We start from the raw sequence: 16,255 nt of genomic DNA, 5'->3' as shown, positions 1-16,255 counted from the left end.
CGCTAACGTCGACAACTGCAATAGGTTTACTGCCCGCTAAGCGGGCTTTCGCTCAGGATGCGCGGCATGGCCAATCAGCGGGCCAAGCCGTTCGGGTGTGGGGCGGGTTGGCGCTGGGTTGGTCTGTCCATGGTCACCTCTGAGCAAGTCCCATGCGGGCGCAAATACGGGGGCTGAGTATTAGATACGCTGCTTGCAGGGGCTTGTCAGTGCGCTATCGCACCTAGCGCGCTTCGATATAAAGCCTCTCGGGATTACCCGGTCGGGCTGCTAGACTGGCGCACTTTTCACCGTCCGATCATTTTTGGAGCCTGTTGTGAGCCCGCGTATTCACCCTTTGGCCGGTCAGCCGGCACCTGCGTCCCTGTTGACCGAGATCTCTGCGCTGCTGGCGGCCTATTACGATCTGCAGCCGGACCTGAGCGTGGCCAGCCAGCGCGTGGCATTCGGCACCTCCGGGCATCGCGGCAGCTCCCTGGCGCACAGCTTCAACCAGGCCCATGTGCTGGCGATCAGCCAAGCGATCTGTGATTACCGGGCGGCTCAGGGCATCAGCGGTCCGCTGTTTATCGGCGCCGACACCCATGCGCTGTCACAACCGGCGCTGGACAGCGCGATTGAAGTGCTGGCGGCCAATGGTGTGCAGACCATGATCTCTGCGGGCGGTGAGTTCACCCCAACACCAGCCATCAGCCAGGCCATCCTGGTACACAACCAGGGTCGCAGTGCTGGCCTGGCCGATGGCATCGTCATCACCCCCTCGCACAACCCGCCAGACAGCGGCGGCTTCAAGTACAACCCCACCAACGGCGGCCCGGCTGATAGTGATATCACCACCTGGGTGCAGAACCGCGCCAATGCGTTGCTTGAAGGCGGCCTGCGTGAGGTCAAGCGCATGCCTTTGGCGCAGGCGCGGCAGGCGGCCAATGTGCAGGAATACGATTACCTCGCCAGCTATGTGAATGACCTGGGCAACGTCATCGACTTCGCCCCGATCCGCGCGGCGGGCCTGCGCCTGGGGGTCGACCCGTTGGGCGGCGCCGGCGTGCATTACTGGGGCCGCATCGCCGAGCAGTACGGCCTCAATTTGGACGTGGTGAGCGAGATCATCGATCCGCAGTTCGCCTTTATGAGCCTGGACTGGGACGGGCAGATCCGCATGGATCCATCCTCCAGCCACGCCATGCAGCGCCTGATTGGCCTGAAGAACGGCTACGACATCGCCTTTGCCTGCGACACCGACTACGACCGCCACGGCATCGTTGCGCCGAGCGTCGGCCTGTTACCGGCCAACCACTTCCTCAGTGTGGCCATCGATTACCTGTTCCAGCATCGCCCGCAATGGAGCGCCACAGCAGCGGTGGGTAAAACCCTGGTCAGCAGCGCGATGATTGACCGCGTCGCTGCGCGCCTGGGTCGGCCGATGCAGGAAGTGCCGGTGGGCTTCAAATGGTTTGCCGGCGGTCTGTTCGACGGCTCCCTGGGCTTTGGCGGCGAGGAGAGCGCCGGGGCGACCTTCCTGCGCCGTGATGGCCGGGTCTGGACCACCGACAAGGACGGCATCGCGTTGGCCCTGCTGGCTGCCGAGATGACCGCAGTAACCGGGCGTGACCCTGGCGAGCTGTACCAGGGGCTGAGCGATGAGTTCGGCGCGATTTATGCCGACCGCGTTGATGCGCCGGCCACCCCTGCGCAGAAAAAAGCCCTGGGCAAACTCTCGCCCGCGCAGATCAGCAGCCGTGAGCTGGCGGGTGATGCCATTACCCAGGTGCTCGACAAGGCGCCGGGCAATGGCGCGGCGATTGGCGGCATCAAGGTGATCAGCGAGGGCGGCTGGTTCGCCGCGCGGCCATCGGGCACCGAAGACATCTACAAGATCTACGCCGAGAGCTTCCGCGATGCGGCGCACCTGCAGCGCATCTTCAGCGAGGCGCAGCAGATCGTGGATGGGGCACTGGTGGCCGAATAGCAGGGCCGCCGTCGGTGCGATAGCGCACCGACACCTGCCGCTGTGGCGTACAGGATGAAGCAGCGCTTGGGTGCCATGCCGGCACCTGTTGTTCCGGCGTGTTGCAACTCATCAAGGAGAACGCCATGAGCCTGGGTACCATTCTATTGATCGTGCTGGTGCTGTTATTGATCGGTGCTATACCGGCCTGGCCACACAGCAGAAGCTGGGGTTACGGGCCTACGGGCGGTTTGGGCGTAGTGGTGGTGGTGCTGTTGGTGCTGCTGTTAATGGGCCGAATTTAACCGCTACCTGACATGTCCCACGGCCGCTGCGCAGCAAGTGGTTTGCCGCTTTCGCCTGAGTGATTCAGGCGTTAGTCTGCGCAGCGTATCCCTCGCTGTGGTCGCCGCATGTACCGTCTTGATCTGAAAATCCGCCTGCATAACGGTTCTGATATTGCCATCGGCCCTGGCAAGGCCGAGCTGTTGGCGGCCATCGCCCAGCACGGCTCGATCAGCGCCGCCGCGCGCGCCATGGGCATGTCCTATCGGCGCGCCTGGCTGTTGGTGGAAACCATGAACCGCAGTTTTAAACATCCGCTGGTCAGCACCCTGGCGGGCGGCAAGCAGGGCGGTGGCACCCAGCTCACCGCCACCGGCGAGCTGATTCTGCAGCGCTACCGCGCCCTCTGCGCCGCCGCCCTGGCAGCGGTGCAGAGTGGTTGCGATGAGCTGGCCGAACTGCTGGCCGAGCCTTGCGCCAACAACGACCTATAACTCAATCCGCAAGCGATGCGCCGCGCCATCCAGGGCGACTTTTAATGGCCCTTGCGGGCAAGTGATGGGCTGCTCGTCCAGCCAGGCTTGGCGAATGCCCTGGCTGCGTTGCGCCGGGTTGCTCAGCTCAATCTGGTAGTGGCTGCCAGCCAGGGCGATACGTGCGCTAAAGCCCGGCCAGTCGGGAGGGATGCAGGGGTTGAGCAACAGCCAGTCACCCTCGCGGCGAATGCCGAGAATTCCTTCGACGCCGGCGCGGTGCATCCAGCCGGCTGCGCCGGTGTACCAGGTCCAACCGCCGCGCCCATTGTGCGGCGCCACTGCGTAAACATCGGCGGCCAGTACATAAGGCTCGACCTTGTAGCGCTGGCAGGCCTCAGGGCTGTTGCCGTGGTTGATCGGGTTGACCAGATCAAACAGGTCGAACGCCTGCTTGGCCGAGCCGAGCTGGCAGTACGCCAGAATCGCCCACATCGCCGCATGGCTGTATTGCCCGCCGTTTTCGCGTAGGCCCGGCGGATAACCCTTGATATAGCCGGGCTCCAGCGGGGTTTTGTCGTACGGCGGGGTGAACAGCAGGGCAATGCCGTCGTCCTCGCGGATCAGCTGGCCTTGCATGGCAGCCATGGCCATGTTCGCCCGCAGCGGATCAGCGCTGGCGGACAGCACCGCCCAGGACTGGGCAATCGAGTCGATCCGGCATTCGCTGCTTTGCACCGAGCCGAGCCAGGTGCCGTCATCGAAGGTCGCGCGGCGGTACCACTGGCCATCCCAGGCATAGGTTTCCAGCGCCAGGCGCAGCTGCTCAGCATGCGCGCGCCAGCGTGCTACGCGGGCGCTGTCATACGCCTCGGCGTAGGGGGTGAACAGCGCAATGGTGCGCAGCAGCAGCCAGCCGAGCCACACACTTTCACCCTTGCCGTGCTCGCCGACACGGTTCATGCCGTCGTTCCAGTCGCCACCGCCAATCAGCGGCAGGCCCAGTTCGCCGGTCAGTTGCAGGCATTGGTCGAGGCCACGGGCGCAGTGCTCGAACAGCGAAGCCGGCGCATCGGCCTGCATCGGCTGGAAGAACGCATCATGTTCGCCAGTGGTCAGCAGCGGGCCTTCGAGAAAGTCCAATTGCTCATCGAGAATTGCCGCATCGCCGCTGCACTGGATGTACTGCGCAGTGGCGTAGGCCAGCCACACCCGGTCATCGGAGATGCGCGTGCGCACGCCCTGGCCGGAATGCGGCAGCCACCAGTGCTGTACGTCGCCCTCGACAAACTGACGGCTGGCCGCGCGCAGGATATGCCCGCGGGTGATCGACGGGCTGGCGAAGGTCAGCGCCATGCCGTCCTGCAGCTGGTCGCGGAAGCCGTAGGCGCCGCTGGCCTGATAGAACGCCGAGCGCGCCCAAACGCGGCAAGCCAGGGTCTGATAGAGCAGCCAGCCGTTGAGCATGATGTCCATGGCGCGGCTTGGCGTCTGCACTTGCACCGCGCCGAGTACGCGCTGCCAGTGCGCTTGCACCTTGAGTAGCACCGTGTCCAGATCGGCCTCGCGGTACTGCGTAATCAAGGCGCTGGCCTGCTGTTCGCTGGCGCATTGGCCGAGGAACCAGAGCACTTCCACGCTTTCCCCGGGTTGCAGTTCCAGCTGACATTGCAGCGCGGTGCAGGGATCGAGCCCCGCACCCAGGCTGCCGCTCAGTGGGGCAAGGCGGGCGAGGGCAGCGGGTTGCGTGAGGTTGCCGTTACGCCCGATAAACTCGCTGCGATCCGCCGTCCAGCTGCTTTGCCGGCCGCCCAGGTCGCTGAATGCGCTGCGCCCGGTAAAGGCGATGCTCCACGGGTTGCGGACCAGAACGGCACCGGTGGCGCTGTCCTGCTGACTGACGATAAACGGCGCGCTGGCTGCCCGCGTGCTGCCCAGCACCCATTCGGCATAGGCGGTCACGCTGAGGCGGCGTGGGCGGCCGGAGAGGTTACGCAGGGTCAGGCGGGAGATTTTGATCGGGTCGTCCAGCGGTACGAACTGCAGCAGCTCCATGGCAATGCCGCTGGCCTGATGGCTGAAGCGGCTGTAACCAAAGCCATGCCGCGCTTCATAGTGGCCGCTGTCGCGCAGCGGTTGGGCGGTGGGGCTGAACAGCGCCAGGCTGTCTTCGTCACGGATATACAGGGCTTCGCCAGGCGGGTCGCTGACGGGGTCGTTGGACCAGGGCGTGAGCTGGTTTTCCCGGCTGTTGTCGGCCCAGGTGTAGCCGCTGCCTTCGGCCGAGACCTGAAAGCCGAACTGCGGATTGGCGATCACGTTTATCCACGGTGCCGGGGTGTTGCTCCAGGCGTCCAGGCGCACCACGTACTCGCGGCCATCCAGATCGAAACCGCCCAGGCCATTGGCACATTCCAGCGGGCTTGGCGGCGCTGCGTGGAATACCGGCAGGGGTTGCGCGCTGTGGTTGCTGGCGCTTGCCGGGACGGGGCTGGGGCAGGCCGGGATACGTGCCAGTTGTTCGGCAATGGGTCCGCGATGCGCCACCAGCAGCACCCTGGCGACGGCCTGCAGGCGTTCGCGGTATTCACCGCTGAGCAGGTCAGCTCGCAGCACGAATACCGCGCCCTGCGCCAGTTCGGCGGTAAAGCGTGGGCGTGATTGGCTGCTGCGCACGGCAGTTTCAATGGCCACCTGCAGGTCCTGCAGGTAGGAAGAGGCATGCTCGTTGACGATCACCAGGTCCACGGCCAGGCGCTTCATCCGCCAGTACTCGTGGGCACGCAGCAGTTGCCGTACCTGGGCAATGTCTTCGGCGTCACTGATGCGCAGCAGAACGATCGGCAGGTCGCCGGAAATCCCTTGGGACCACAGCCCGGACTGGCTGCCGAGGCCGCGCAGCAGGCTGGCCGGCGGTGCGCGAAAACGTGAGTCGGCATACAGGATCGGTGCCGCCAGGCGCTGAAAGTCGGCGGCTTCGGCGGCGAGCATGTCGAGGTGGCGCAATTGCACCTGGGCCTGGGTCCAGGCCAGGGTTTTCGCGCGCTCGAAGGCGCTGCGGTCGTGGTGCTTGTCGATCAAATCAAGCAGCGCCTCACGGGTAGGCGCCACCACCGTCCAGAACGCCACACGGGCAATCTTGCCGGGTTCGATCAGCAGACGCTGGCGCAGCGAGAAGATCGGGTCCAGCACCGTGCCGACGGTATTCGATAGGCGCTGGCCCTGGCGGATTACCGCGGCGGCATGCAGCGCACAACTGCGTCCGAGAAACTTCGCGCGGTCGGACTCGTACTGCGGCTCGGCACTCACTTCGCCTTCAATCACGGCAAAGTGCGCAGCCCACAGCGACGGTTCGCTGGCACTGCGCGGCCGGCGTGTGGCAATCAACGCACCGAAGGCTGGCAGGTACTCGGTGACCACAAACAGCTTGGAGAACGCCGGGTGGGCGTTGTCGCTGGCGGCGCTGGCCAGTACCAGTTCGGCGTAGGAGGTCAGTTCGATCTCCCGCGTGATGCGGCCGCTGTTGGTCAGCGATACGCGGCGCACTTCACCGTCGTCCTCGCCGGACACCAGCACTTCCAGGCTGGTGGTGAGATTGCCGTCGTGGCGGCTGTAGCTGGCGTAGTCCTCGGCGAACACCACTTCGTCATAGGGGTTGCTGCTGCTCGGCTGCGCGCCCAGGGACCAGCGGGTGCCGTTGAGGGTGTCCCAGAGAAAGATAAAGGAGCCGTGCGAGTCGCGGGTGCTGTCTTCTTGCCAGCGGGTGATGGCGATATCGCGCCAGCGGCTGTAACCCGCGCCGCTGGCGGTGAGCATCACGCTGTACCGGCCATTGCTGAGCAGGTGAGTAACCGGCGGATTGCCGTTGAAGTGGTTCAGTCGGCGTTCGTTGTGCAGCGTGCAGTCGGCTTCTGTGGCGCAGGCGCTGACCTCTTCAGCGCGCGGATGGGCGACCGCGACATTGCGTGGCATGCGTTCCTGCAACAGCAGCTCGCAGGCCTGGATCATCGGTTCGCGGTGGAAGCGCGCCCGCATCTGGCCGTCATGCAGGGTGTTGGCAATGGCGACGATGCTCATGCCCTGATGGTGGGCCATAAAATTGCGCACGATGGCGAAGGGTTGCTCATCCGGCAGGCGGGTGCGGGTGAAATCCAGCGCTTCATAGAAACCATAACGGCCCAGGGCGCCCATTTCATTCAGGCGGCGATAGTTAGCCAGGGCGCCTTGCGGGTCGACCATGGTCGCTAGACCGGTGGCGTAGGGGGCAATCACCCGATTGGCGGACAAGCCGCGCTTGAGGCCCAGGCCCGGTACGCCGAAGTTGGAATACTGGTAGGTCTGCTCCATGTCGCGGGCGTTGTAGGCCGATTCAGAAATTCCCCAGGGGATGCCCAAATCATTGCCATAGGCGGCCTGGCGCGCGACCACCAGGCGGTTGGTCTGCTCCAGCAGGCTGCCGGCTGGGGCACGCATCACCAGCGAGGGCATCAGGTATTCGAACATCGAGCCGGACCAGGAAATCAGTGCCGAGCCGCTGCCCAGTGGCGTGGCGGTGCGGCCCAGGCGGAACCAGTGACGAGTGCTGACATCGCCCTTGGCGATGGCGAACAGGCTGGCCAGGCGCGCTTCCGAGGCGAGCAGGTCATAGCAGCTGCTGTCCAGGCTGTTGTCAGCCAGGCAGAAGCCAATCGACAGTAGCTTGCGTTCCGGTTCCAGCAGGAAGGCGAAATCCATGCCTAGGGCCATGTTGCGTGCCTGCTCGGCGACGCTGCGCAGCGCGTCGTGCAGGGTTGTGTGTTGGCTATCTGGCAGCTCGGCATCCTGCTGCAGATCGCCTAGGGCCTGGGTGAGGGCCTGCAGCCAGAACAGCAGTTCGCCGGCCTGATTATCCGTGTCGAGTGGGGCGAAGCCGCTGGTCAGCTGCGTGGCTTTGTCACTGAGGCGCAGCAGGGCTGGCAGCAGGCTAAACAGCGGCTGCGCGCCATTCAGGCCGGCTTCGATCTGTTGCAGTAATTCGTGCAGTTGTTGGCTGCGTTCGCTAGTGGCAGTCGGCAGGGCCGCCAGCGCGGTGCGGGCCAGTTGTACGTTGTCGTCGATACCCTGGCGGGCGTCCGCACTTACGGGGGCTTTCAGCCATTCTTCGCAGGTATTGGCCACCACCAGTAGGTGGCCGGCCAGGTTGCCGCTGTCCACTGATGACACATAGGCCGGCGCCAACGGGCGCAAATCCTCGGTGTCGTACCAGTTGAAGAAGTGCCCGCGATGGCGCTGCAACTGTGCCATGACTGCCAGCGTGGCCTGCAGGCGGGCGACGGTGCGCTCGGTGCCGGCCCAGCCGAAATCACGGGCGGCGGTGGTGGAGAGCAGGTACAGGCCCATATTGGTGGGTGAGGTGCGGTGGGCAATAACCGGCTTGGGATCTTCCTGAAAGTTATCCGGTGGCAGCTGGTTGTCGGCTGGGGTGACGAAGGTTTCGAAGAAGCGCCAGGTACGCCGGGCAATCAGGCGTAGCTCGTTGCGTTGCGTCGTGTCGATCAGCAGGCGTTTGGCCATGCGTGGCGAACGGCTGACCAGCAGGGCAATTGCCGGTGCGCTGAGCCAGAGCAATGCGAAGGGCAGTACCAGCGGCCAGATGGCCGGTGACCAGAACAGGGCTAGAGCGCACAGCAGCAAGCCGAGCGTGGTGCCGCCGGCCATGCCGCAGTAGAAACCCAGCAGTTTCAAGCGCGGGCTGATCGCCGCCTGCGCGGCGGTGGTCCATTCCAGCAGATTACGTCGGGTGATCAGCAGGCGGGTCAGGGTACGGCTGATCGCATCGAGCATGCGCCAGCTCTGGTCGGCGAGGAATGTCAGATTCAGCGCGCTTTGCAGCAGGGCCAACAGCAGGTCATCACGCAGCTTGCCGAGGTGGCTGCGCCAGCGGATACCGGCGCGTGCCGGCAGCAGGCCGAAGCATAGTGGCAGTAAGGCGGGGATCAGCAGGCTGGCAATCAGCAACAGGCTGGCGCTCAGCGCTGCCGGAAACGGCAGCAACCAGCTCAGGCCCAGCGCTGCCAAGGTGGCCGGTGCCAGCAGGGAGCGCCGCAGGTTGTCGAGCATCTTCCAGCGGCCGATGCTCGGCAGCGCCGGTTTGCCGTGTAGCGGCCCGAAAATCCATGGCAGCAGCTGCCAGTCGCCCCGCGTCCAGCGGTGCTGACGCTTGCTGGCGACGTCGTAGCGTGAGGGGAATTCCTCGACCACTTCCACATCCGAAGCCAGGCCTGCGCGGGCGAAGACGCCTTCAAACAGGTCATGGCTGAGCAGGCTGTTTTCCCTGACCCGGCAGGCCAGCGCGGCCTCAAAGGCGTCGATGTCGTAGATGCCCTTGCCGGTAAAGGAGCCTTCGCCGAACAGGTCCTGATATACATCGGACACGGCTGCAGCGTAGGGGTCCATGCCGCCGGGACTGGAAAACACCTTCTGGTACAGCGAGCCTTCGCGCTGCAACGGCAGTGATGGGGTCACCCGGGGTTGCAGAATCGCGTAGCCGCCAACCACCCGTTGTAGCTCGGTGTTGAAACGCGGTTGGTTCAGCGGGTGGGCCATTTTGCCGATCAGACGCAGCGCTGCATCGCGGGGCAGGCGGGTGTCGGCGTCCAGGGTGATGACGTAGCGCACCGCGTCCGGCACGCGCTGGCTTAGCCCAGGCACCGGAGTAAAGCTGGTGTCAGTGGCACCGCGCAGCAAGCGATTGAGTTCATGCAGCTTGCCGCGCTTGCGCTCCCAGCCCATCCAGACGTTTTCACTGGGGTTGAACTGCCGCCGGCGGTGCAACAGGAGAAAGCGACTGCCGGCGATACCCGGCCCGTAACGCTGGTTGAGCTGGTCGATGGCGGTGCTGGCCAGTTGCAGCAGGGCGTCGTCGCTGGCCAGGTGCTCCTGGTCGGCATCCAGGCCGTCGGTCAGCAGGGCGAAGGTCAGGTCGCCGCCATGCCCGGCCAGGTGATGCACTTCCAGGCGCTCGATCTGTTCCAGCAGATCAGCTTCGCTGCCGAGCAGGGTCGGTACGGCAATCAGCGTGCGCAGGCTGCTGGGCACCCCTTCGCTCAGCTCCAGGCCCGGCAGGCCCATGGCGCCAAAGCTGGAACTGACCGCGCGATTGACCAGCGCGGTGGCCACTTCAGTGGCCGGCAGAAAGCCCAGCACACCCAGCGCCAGCAGCCAGCCGGCAGTCACGCCCTGGCTAGCCAGGCTGTACAGCGCCAGACCCAGTAGCAGGCTGGCCAGGCCAACGATGGCGCCGACGTAGCCGGGCATGCCGAGGTGGATATGGCCACGGCTGATGCGCAGGCGCAGCGGCGGACGAAAATCGATGCGCTGCTCCAGCGCCAGGCGGCCTTCGGCGATCAGGTGGTAGCCGGGGTCGCTTGTGCGCGGATCTGCGTTCTGGGTTGCACTGGCCTGCTGTGTAGCCAGCAGCGCTTGTTCGGCAACTTCCAGTTCGCTGCAGCGACTGCCACGGGCCAGTTGCTCGATGGCGCTGCGGTACTGGTTGCGGGTGGCAAAATCCATCGCGGCAAAATCGCTGCGTGCGCCCAGGCGGGCATCCACCAGGCTGACGTTCTCGAACAGCTGCGCCCAGTCGATGGAGGAAATCAGGCGCATGCTGTTGATGATGTTGCGTACCGTAAGGTTGGACGCGCCCTGGCGCTGCTGCGCATGCTGCACCACTTCATCGATGCTGCTGCCCTGCGCGCCGAGGCGCTCTTCCAACCAGCCCAGTGCCGGGGTGGTGAGCAGGTCATGGTCACGCAGGCGCTTGGCCAGTTGTGCGGCAAACGGCTCGCTTAACGCGGTGCGGGCACGCTCGTGCAGTTCCCTGTCGAGCGCCGCGTGCGGGGCGTCTTTACCCAGCAGGCGGCTGGCCAGTGTGTCGGCATCGGCCCGCGCGCTGCGCCCGGCGGTCATTTGGTCGGCCAGGCGACGCAGGTTTTCGATCAGCACGATGCGCAGGGTAATCGCCACGGCCCACAGCTCGCCGATGGTCAGCGGCTGGACCTGCTGATAAGCCACGATAAAGCGCTGCAGGATGTCCGGGTCGAAGTGGCTGTCGGTGTGGGCGATAAACGCCCAGGCCATGCCCAGTACCCGTGGATAACCGGCAAAGGGACCGCTGGCGAGTTTCGGCAGTTGGCGGTAATAGCCCGGCGGCAGGTCATCGCGGATCTCGCGAATCTGCTCTTCGACCAGGTGATAGTTGTCCAGCAGCCACTCGGCTGCCGGTACCACTCCACGGCCGTTGGCCAGTTCCGCAGCACTGGCGCGGTAGGCCGCAAGCAATACCTTGGCGTTGTCGTTCAGCCGGCGATGCAAGGACAGTACGGCGGGCGGCTTACTGCTGATCGGTTGGGCAGCGGCCAGGGTGTAGGCGTGTTGTTCGAGGCGTTCGATGCCGAACAGTTCTTCGCGTACCGGGGCGTGATCAAGCCATGGCGAGGGTGCAGCGGCATGGCTGAATAGAGCAGAAAAGACGGAGGTCATAGGGCGCGGTTCCAGCCATCATTGGCATGCGCGATGGGCGTCGAGGTGCGAGGCCCATCTGAGAAACCGCGACAGCGGACCTACGAAGTCACGATTGCCGTGCCCCTGTTGCTTCGCCGTGCTGATATTGCATATTGGCCGCAGACGCTGGTGTGTCCGGTCAACACCCAAGACCCGGGTACCGCGATGGCGAATTAAACCTGCACCATCGGGAAGAATGCTGTCGCAGCATTGTCGTCACCCTACAGCACGCTGCTGGCTGGCGTCTGTTCGCTAGCGGACATAGGCACAAATGTGTCGACGTTTAGCGAAGTTGGGCTTCGGCGAGGGTCAGGCTGCGCGGAATCAGCGATGCATCCCAGTGCTGGCTGGCCCAGCGCAGCAGTTCGGCAGGCTGGCCATGGGGGGCGCCGTCCGGTAACGGCTGGCCAAGCGCACGCAGGGCGCGAATCAGCAGCGGTGTGGCTTGATCGGCCGGTAGCGGTGGCGAGCGGTAGGATTTGCCGAGCTTGTGGCCATCGGGCTGGATAATCAGCGGCACATGCAGATAACGCGGCTGCGATAGGCCAAGCAGCTCCTGCAGGTACAGCTGGCGCGGGGTGGAGTCGAGCAGGTCTGCACCGCGCACTATATCTGTGATGCCCTGCCAGGCATCGTCGAGCACCACGGCCAGTTGGTAGGCATACAGGCCATCGCGGCGGCGAATCACAAAGTCGCCGACCTCGCGGCCCAGGTGCTGGCGGTAGTCGCCTTGTACGCGGTCGACAAAGTGGTAGCTCAGCTCCGGCACGCGCAGGCGAATCGCCGCATCGGCAAAGCCGTGGCCGGCATTGCGGCAAGTGCCGGGGTAGATGCCCTGAGTGCCTTCCAGTTGCTTGCGTGAGCAGGTGCAGGCGTAGGCCAGACCCTGGCTGAGCAGACGTTCGACCAGTGCGGCGTACTCGCCGTGACGATTACTCTGGCGCACCAGTTCGCCATCCCATTCGAAGCCGTAACTTTCCAGGGTTCTGAGAATGCCTACTTGGGCGCCGGCGACTTCGCGTGGCGGGTCGAGGTCTTCCATACGCAGCAGCCAGCGGCCATTTACCGCGCGCGCGTCAAGGTAGGACGCCAGGGCTGCGACCAGTGAGCCGAAATGCAGGTAACCGCTAGGTGTGGGGGCGAAGCGGCCGATATACGCGGGTGTGTTCATGTCTGGCACACACAGGGAGGCAGAAACAACAGAGGGTGCCGAAGCACCCTCTGGGTCAGATCAGGAACCGATCTGTTTTTCTTTGATTTCCGCCAGGGTTTTGCAATCGATGCAAAGGGTGGCGGTGGGGCGTGCTTCCAGTCGGCGGATGCCGATTTCTACGCCGCAGGAATCGCACCAGCCGTAGTCGTTGTCTTCGATGAGTTGCAGGGTTTCGTCGATCTTCTTGATCAGCTTGCGCTCGCGATCACGGGCACGCAGTTCCAGGCTGAATTCTTCTTCCTGGCTGGCGCGGTCCGCTGGATCGGGGAAGTTGGCTGCTTCGTCCTGCATGTGGTGCACAGTACGATCAACTTCCTGCATCAATTCCAGCTTCCACTTGTTGAGGATGCCGGTGAAGTGGGCGCGCATCGGCTCACCCATGTATTCCTCGCCCTTTGTTTCTTTATAGGGCTCAAAACCACGAGTCAGTTGGCTGCTTTTTGCTTTTGCTTTGGTGGGCATGGATGACCGCCTCTCACTCTCTCTAATCCACTGCGCAGGACGGTGTCCCTTGCCGATCCTACGTCGCGTAGAACTGGCCCTGCGGCTGCAAGCGGGCGAACTTACCAGAACAACTCAGCCTGCGCCACTCCCGGTTGTCGAAGCTGCGTTGGGTATGCTTTAGAATCCGCGGCTTAATCCAGACCAAGGCAGTCCCATGGCTCAGTCCTACAGTGCGCGCAGCCGCGCCATAGAACCTTTTCACGTGATGGCGCTGCTGGCCCGTGCCAATCAGCTGCAGGCTGACGGCCATGATGTGATCCACCTGGAAATCGGTGAGCCGGATTTCACCACCGCCGCGCCGATTGTTGCCGCCGGGCAGGCGGCGCTGGCCGATGGGCACACCCGTTACACCGCCGCGCGCGGCCTGCCGGCCCTGCGTGAGGCGATTTCCAGTTTCTATGGCCAGCGTTACGGTCTGGATATCGATCCGCAGCGCATTCTGATCACCCCGGGCGGCTCGGGCGCCTTGCTGCTGGCCACCAGCCTGCTGGTCGACCCCGGCAAGCACTGGCTGCTGGCTGACCCCGGCTACCCCTGCAACCGCCATTTTCTGCGCCTGGTCGAAGGTGCGGCGCAGCTGGTTCCGGTTGGCCCTGATGTGCGTTATCAGCTAACGCCCGACCTGATTGAGCGTTATTGGGATCAAGATAGCGTTGGCGCGTTGGTGGCTTCGCCGGCCAACCCCACCGGCACCTTACTCAGTCGCGACGAGCTGGGCGGGCTGTCGCAGGCTTTGAAGGCGCGCGGCGGCCATCTGGTGGTGGATGAGATCTACCACGGCCTGACCTACGGCGTAGACGCCGCCAGCGTGCTGGAAGTGGATGACGAAGCCTTTGTGCTTAACAGTTTTTCCAAGTATTTCGGCATGACTGGCTGGCGCCTCGGCTGGCTGGTTGCGCCACCGGCCGCCGTGCCGGAACTGGAGAAGTTGGCGCAGAACCTCTATATCAGCGCGCCGAGCATGGCTCAGCATGCTGCCTTGGCGTGTTTTCAGCCGCATACCCTGGAGATCCTCGAGCAACGCCGCCACGCGTTTCAGCTCCGTCGCGATTTCCTCCTGCCGGCGTTGCGTGATCTGGGCTTCAAGATTGCTGTGGAGCCGGAGGGCGCCTTCTATTTATATGCCGACATCAGTGCCTTCGGCGGTGATGCCTTTGCCTTCTGCCAGCACTTTCTGGAGACCGAGCATGTGGCCTTCACTCCCGGCCTGGATTTCGGCCGCTACCAGGCCGCGCAGCATGTGCGCTTTGCCTACACCCAGGACTTGCCGCGTCTGCAGCAGGCGGTGGATCGCATCAAGCGTGGTTTGAACAGCTGGAAGCCCCATGCAGTTTGAGCCGCCACTGGAAGAAGGGCGCCTGCTGCGTCGCTACAAGCGCTTTCTCGCCGATATCGAGACCGCCAGCGGTGAGCTGCTGACTATCCACTGCGCCAATACTGGCTCGATGCTCAATTGCATGAGCGAGGGCGCACGTATCTGGTTCAGTCGCAGCAACGACCCCAAGCGCAAGCTGCCAGGCACCTGGGAAATCGGTGAAACGCCGCACGGTCGTCTGGCGGTGATCAACACCGGGCGCGCTAATGCCCTGGTGGAAGAGGCTTTGCGTGCCGGGCTGATCGCCGAGCTGAACGGCTTTACCAGCCTCAAGCGCGAAGTGCCTTACGGTCAGGAGCGCAGTCGTATCGACTTTCGCCTGGACTACCCGACAGGTGCGGCGTTCGTCGAAGTTAAGAGCGTCACCTTGGGGTTCGCCGACAGCCGCGTCGCAGCCTTTCCCGATGCGCGTACCGAGCGTGGCAGCAAACACCTGCGTGAATTGGCGGCACTGGCCCGTGAGGGCATTCGCGCGGTGCAGCTGTATTGCGTGAACTTGACGGACATTGATGCGGTGCGCCCGGCCGAGGAAATCGACCCGGCCTATGCCGCTGCTTTGCGTGAGGCGGTGAGCGCCGGTGTGGAAGTGCTGGCTTACGGCGCGGCGATCAGCGCGCAGGGTGTGCAGCTGATCAAGCGTCTGGATGTGCGGTTGTAGGAACGGAGCTTTCCGTTTCTCTTTAATGCTGCGTTCTACCGGCCGGTAACGCTTGCACAGGTTGCATGGCGCTGCGCAGATGCTGTTCGAACAGCTCGACAATCGCCGGCCAGCCCTGGCGAGAGGCGTGTAGTCGGGCATTCAGGCGCACCCGGCGCAGGCCCTCGTGGTCGGTGAGCAGCCAGCTGGCGGCGTCGATAAAGCCTTGTTCGTCCTCAGCTCCCGCTAGCGCGCCGTTGTGGCCGTGGCGGATATGTTGCGCGGCCGCCGCTTGATCAAACGCTACCACGCCAAGCCCGGAAGCCAGGGCTTCGAGCACCACATTGCCGAAGGTTTCCGAGAGGCTGGGAAACACAAACAGATCGCCCGAGGCGTAATGCGCGGCCAGCTCTTCACCGCGCTGCAGGCCGCAGAACACCGCTTCGGGCAGTTGCTGCTGCAGGCTGGCGCGCTGCGGGCCATCCCCGACCAGAATCAGTTTCAGCCGCCGCTGCGGGTGCGCCTGTTGCAGCGCCTGAAAGCTCTTGCTGAGCAGGGCCAGGTTCTTTTCCGCCGCCAGGCGGCCGACATGCAAGATGGCGATGTCCTGTTCCGCCAGGCCCCAGCGCTCGCGCAAGGCCTCGCTGCGTTTGGCCGGGTGGAACAGCTGGCTGTCGACGCCTCGCGAGAGCAGTTCCAGGTTGTCGAAGCCACGCCGCTGCAGCTCGACCTGCTGGCTAACGCTGGGCACCAGGGTCATCTGCGAGCGGTTGTGGAACCAGCGCAGGTAATTGGTCAGCAGGCGGGTTAACAGGCCAAAGCCGTAATGCCCCGTGTATTGCTGAAAGTTGGTATGAAAACCGCTGACCACCGGGATCTGCAGGCGCCGCGCCGCGCGCAGGGCGGACAACCCGAGCGGCCCTTCGGTGGCGATATACAGCACATCCGGGCGCTGCCGCTGCCAGCTGCGCAGCAGCTTGTGCAGCGACGCCTGACCCCACTGCAAACCGGGGTAACCGGGCAGCGGCCAGCCACGGGTCAGCAGCAGATCTTGGTCGGCCGCACCGCGCGGGTCGACGTTCTGCCGCGGACGCACCAGTTGCACACGATGGCCACGGCCACGCAAGCCGTCGACCAGGCGCCCGAGGGTGTTGGCCACGCCATTGATTTCCGGCGGGAAGGTTTCGCTGATCAGCACGATATGCAGGGAAGCTGTACTCATGGCAGCAGTCTCCGCTGCCGTTATGTAGCGACTGTGACACTTTGGTTGCGTTTGTAT

9 protein-coding genes are annotated in these 16,255 nt (G+C 64.2%); 5 read left to right on the top strand and 4 right to left on the bottom strand.

Going from position 1 to position 16,255, the window contains the following annotated elements; genetic code table 11:
- The first annotated feature begins 316 nt into the window (after window positions 1-316).
- The 3 genes from pgm (at window position 317) to HBN63_RS01775 (ending at window position 2,727) form a co-directional block, all read left to right on the top strand.
- Window positions 317-1,969: a phosphoglucomutase (alpha-D-glucose-1,6-bisphosphate-dependent) gene (pgm, locus tag HBN63_RS01785; RefSeq protein ID WP_170048153.1), complete on the top strand. Its 1,653-nt coding sequence runs from the start codon at window positions 317-319 to the stop codon at window positions 1,967-1,969.
- A 125-nt stretch (window positions 1,970-2,094) separates the two neighbouring features.
- On the top strand, window positions 2,095-2,253 hold the full coding sequence (locus tag HBN63_RS01780) for a DUF3309 family protein (protein WP_090251631.1): 159 nt from the start codon (window positions 2,095-2,097) through the stop codon (window positions 2,251-2,253).
- Between the two features lie 108 nt (window positions 2,254-2,361).
- The gene (locus HBN63_RS01775) at window positions 2,362-2,727 is read left to right on the top strand and encodes a winged helix-turn-helix domain-containing protein (RefSeq protein ID WP_170048152.1); all 366 of its coding nucleotides are present in this window, start codon (window positions 2,362-2,364) and stop codon (window positions 2,725-2,727) included.
- Here the strand turns inward: HBN63_RS01775 and HBN63_RS01770 are convergent.
- The 3 genes from HBN63_RS01770 to dksA all read right to left on the bottom strand — a co-directional run bounded on the left by HBN63_RS01770 (window position 2,722) and on the right by dksA (window position 12,922).
- Window positions 2,722-11,226: a glucoamylase family protein gene (locus HBN63_RS01770; RefSeq protein WP_170048151.1), complete on the bottom strand. Its 8,505-nt coding sequence runs from the start codon at window positions 11,224-11,226 to the stop codon at window positions 2,722-2,724. The two genes, HBN63_RS01775 and HBN63_RS01770, sit on opposite strands and share 6 nt — an antisense overlap.
- A gap of 304 nt (window positions 11,227-11,530) precedes the next feature.
- The gene (gene gluQRS / locus HBN63_RS01765) at window positions 11,531-12,418 is read right to left on the bottom strand and encodes a tRNA glutamyl-Q(34) synthetase GluQRS (RefSeq protein ID WP_170048150.1); all 888 of its coding nucleotides are present in this window, start codon (window positions 12,416-12,418) and stop codon (window positions 11,531-11,533) included.
- 60 nt (window positions 12,419-12,478) lie between these two features.
- Window positions 12,479-12,922 carry an RNA polymerase-binding protein DksA gene (dksA, locus tag HBN63_RS01760; RefSeq protein WP_090251641.1) on the bottom strand — a complete coding sequence of 148 codons (444 nt, stop codon included), beginning with the start codon at window positions 12,920-12,922 and terminating at the stop codon, window positions 12,479-12,481.
- A gap of 196 nt (window positions 12,923-13,118) precedes the next feature.
- Here dksA and HBN63_RS01755 point away from each other — a divergent pair, with 196 nt between their 5' ends.
- Complete coding sequence (locus tag HBN63_RS01755; RefSeq protein ID WP_170048149.1) at window positions 13,119-14,300, top strand: pyridoxal phosphate-dependent aminotransferase; 1,182 nt, start codon at window positions 13,119-13,121, stop codon at window positions 14,298-14,300.
- On the top strand, window positions 14,290-14,997 hold the full coding sequence (sfsA, locus tag HBN63_RS01750; RefSeq protein ID WP_170048148.1) for a DNA/RNA nuclease SfsA: 708 nt from the start codon (window positions 14,290-14,292) through the stop codon (window positions 14,995-14,997). The genes HBN63_RS01755 and sfsA overlap by 11 nt, the downstream gene beginning before the upstream one ends.
- 22 nt (window positions 14,998-15,019) lie before the next feature.
- On the opposite strand, the gene HBN63_RS01745 is transcribed toward sfsA, so the two are convergent.
- Entirely contained in the window at window positions 15,020-16,198 is a 1,179-nt protein-coding gene (locus HBN63_RS01745) for a glycosyltransferase family 1 protein (RefSeq protein WP_170048147.1), read from the bottom strand.
- Between the last annotated feature and the right edge of the window lie 57 nt (window positions 16,199-16,255).

The organism is Pseudomonas sp. WS 5011, from assembly GCF_012985775.1.
Taxonomy (GTDB): Bacteria; Pseudomonadota; Gammaproteobacteria; order Pseudomonadales; family Pseudomonadaceae; genus Aquipseudomonas; species Aquipseudomonas peli.
The sequence above is the reverse complement of the archived record's forward strand: the minus strand, read 5'-3'. Positions and strand labels throughout refer to the sequence as shown.

Excerpts from the sequence above, each read along its gene's own strand:
- dksA (WP_090251641.1), bottom strand. The coding sequence starts at position 12,922 with ATGCCCACCAAAGCAAAAGCAAAAAGCAGCCAACTGACTCGTGGTTTT.
- HBN63_RS01745 (WP_170048147.1), bottom strand. The coding sequence starts at position 16,198 with ATGAGTACAGCTTCCCTGCATATCGTGCTGATCAGCGAAACCTTCCCG.
- HBN63_RS01780 (WP_090251631.1), top strand. The coding sequence starts at position 2,095 with ATGAGCCTGGGTACCATTCTATTGATCGTGCTGGTGCTGTTATTGATC.
- sfsA (WP_170048148.1), top strand. The coding sequence starts at position 14,290 with ATGCAGTTTGAGCCGCCACTGGAAGAAGGGCGCCTGCTGCGTCGCTAC.
- HBN63_RS01770 (WP_170048151.1), bottom strand. The coding sequence starts at position 11,226 with ATGACCTCCGTCTTTTCTGCTCTATTCAGCCATGCCGCTGCACCCTCG.
- HBN63_RS01775 (WP_170048152.1), top strand. The coding sequence starts at position 2,362 with ATGTACCGTCTTGATCTGAAAATCCGCCTGCATAACGGTTCTGATATT.
- HBN63_RS01755 (WP_170048149.1), top strand. The coding sequence starts at position 13,119 with ATGGCTCAGTCCTACAGTGCGCGCAGCCGCGCCATAGAACCTTTTCAC.
- gluQRS (WP_170048150.1), bottom strand. The coding sequence starts at position 12,418 with ATGAACACACCCGCGTATATCGGCCGCTTCGCCCCCACACCTAGCGGT.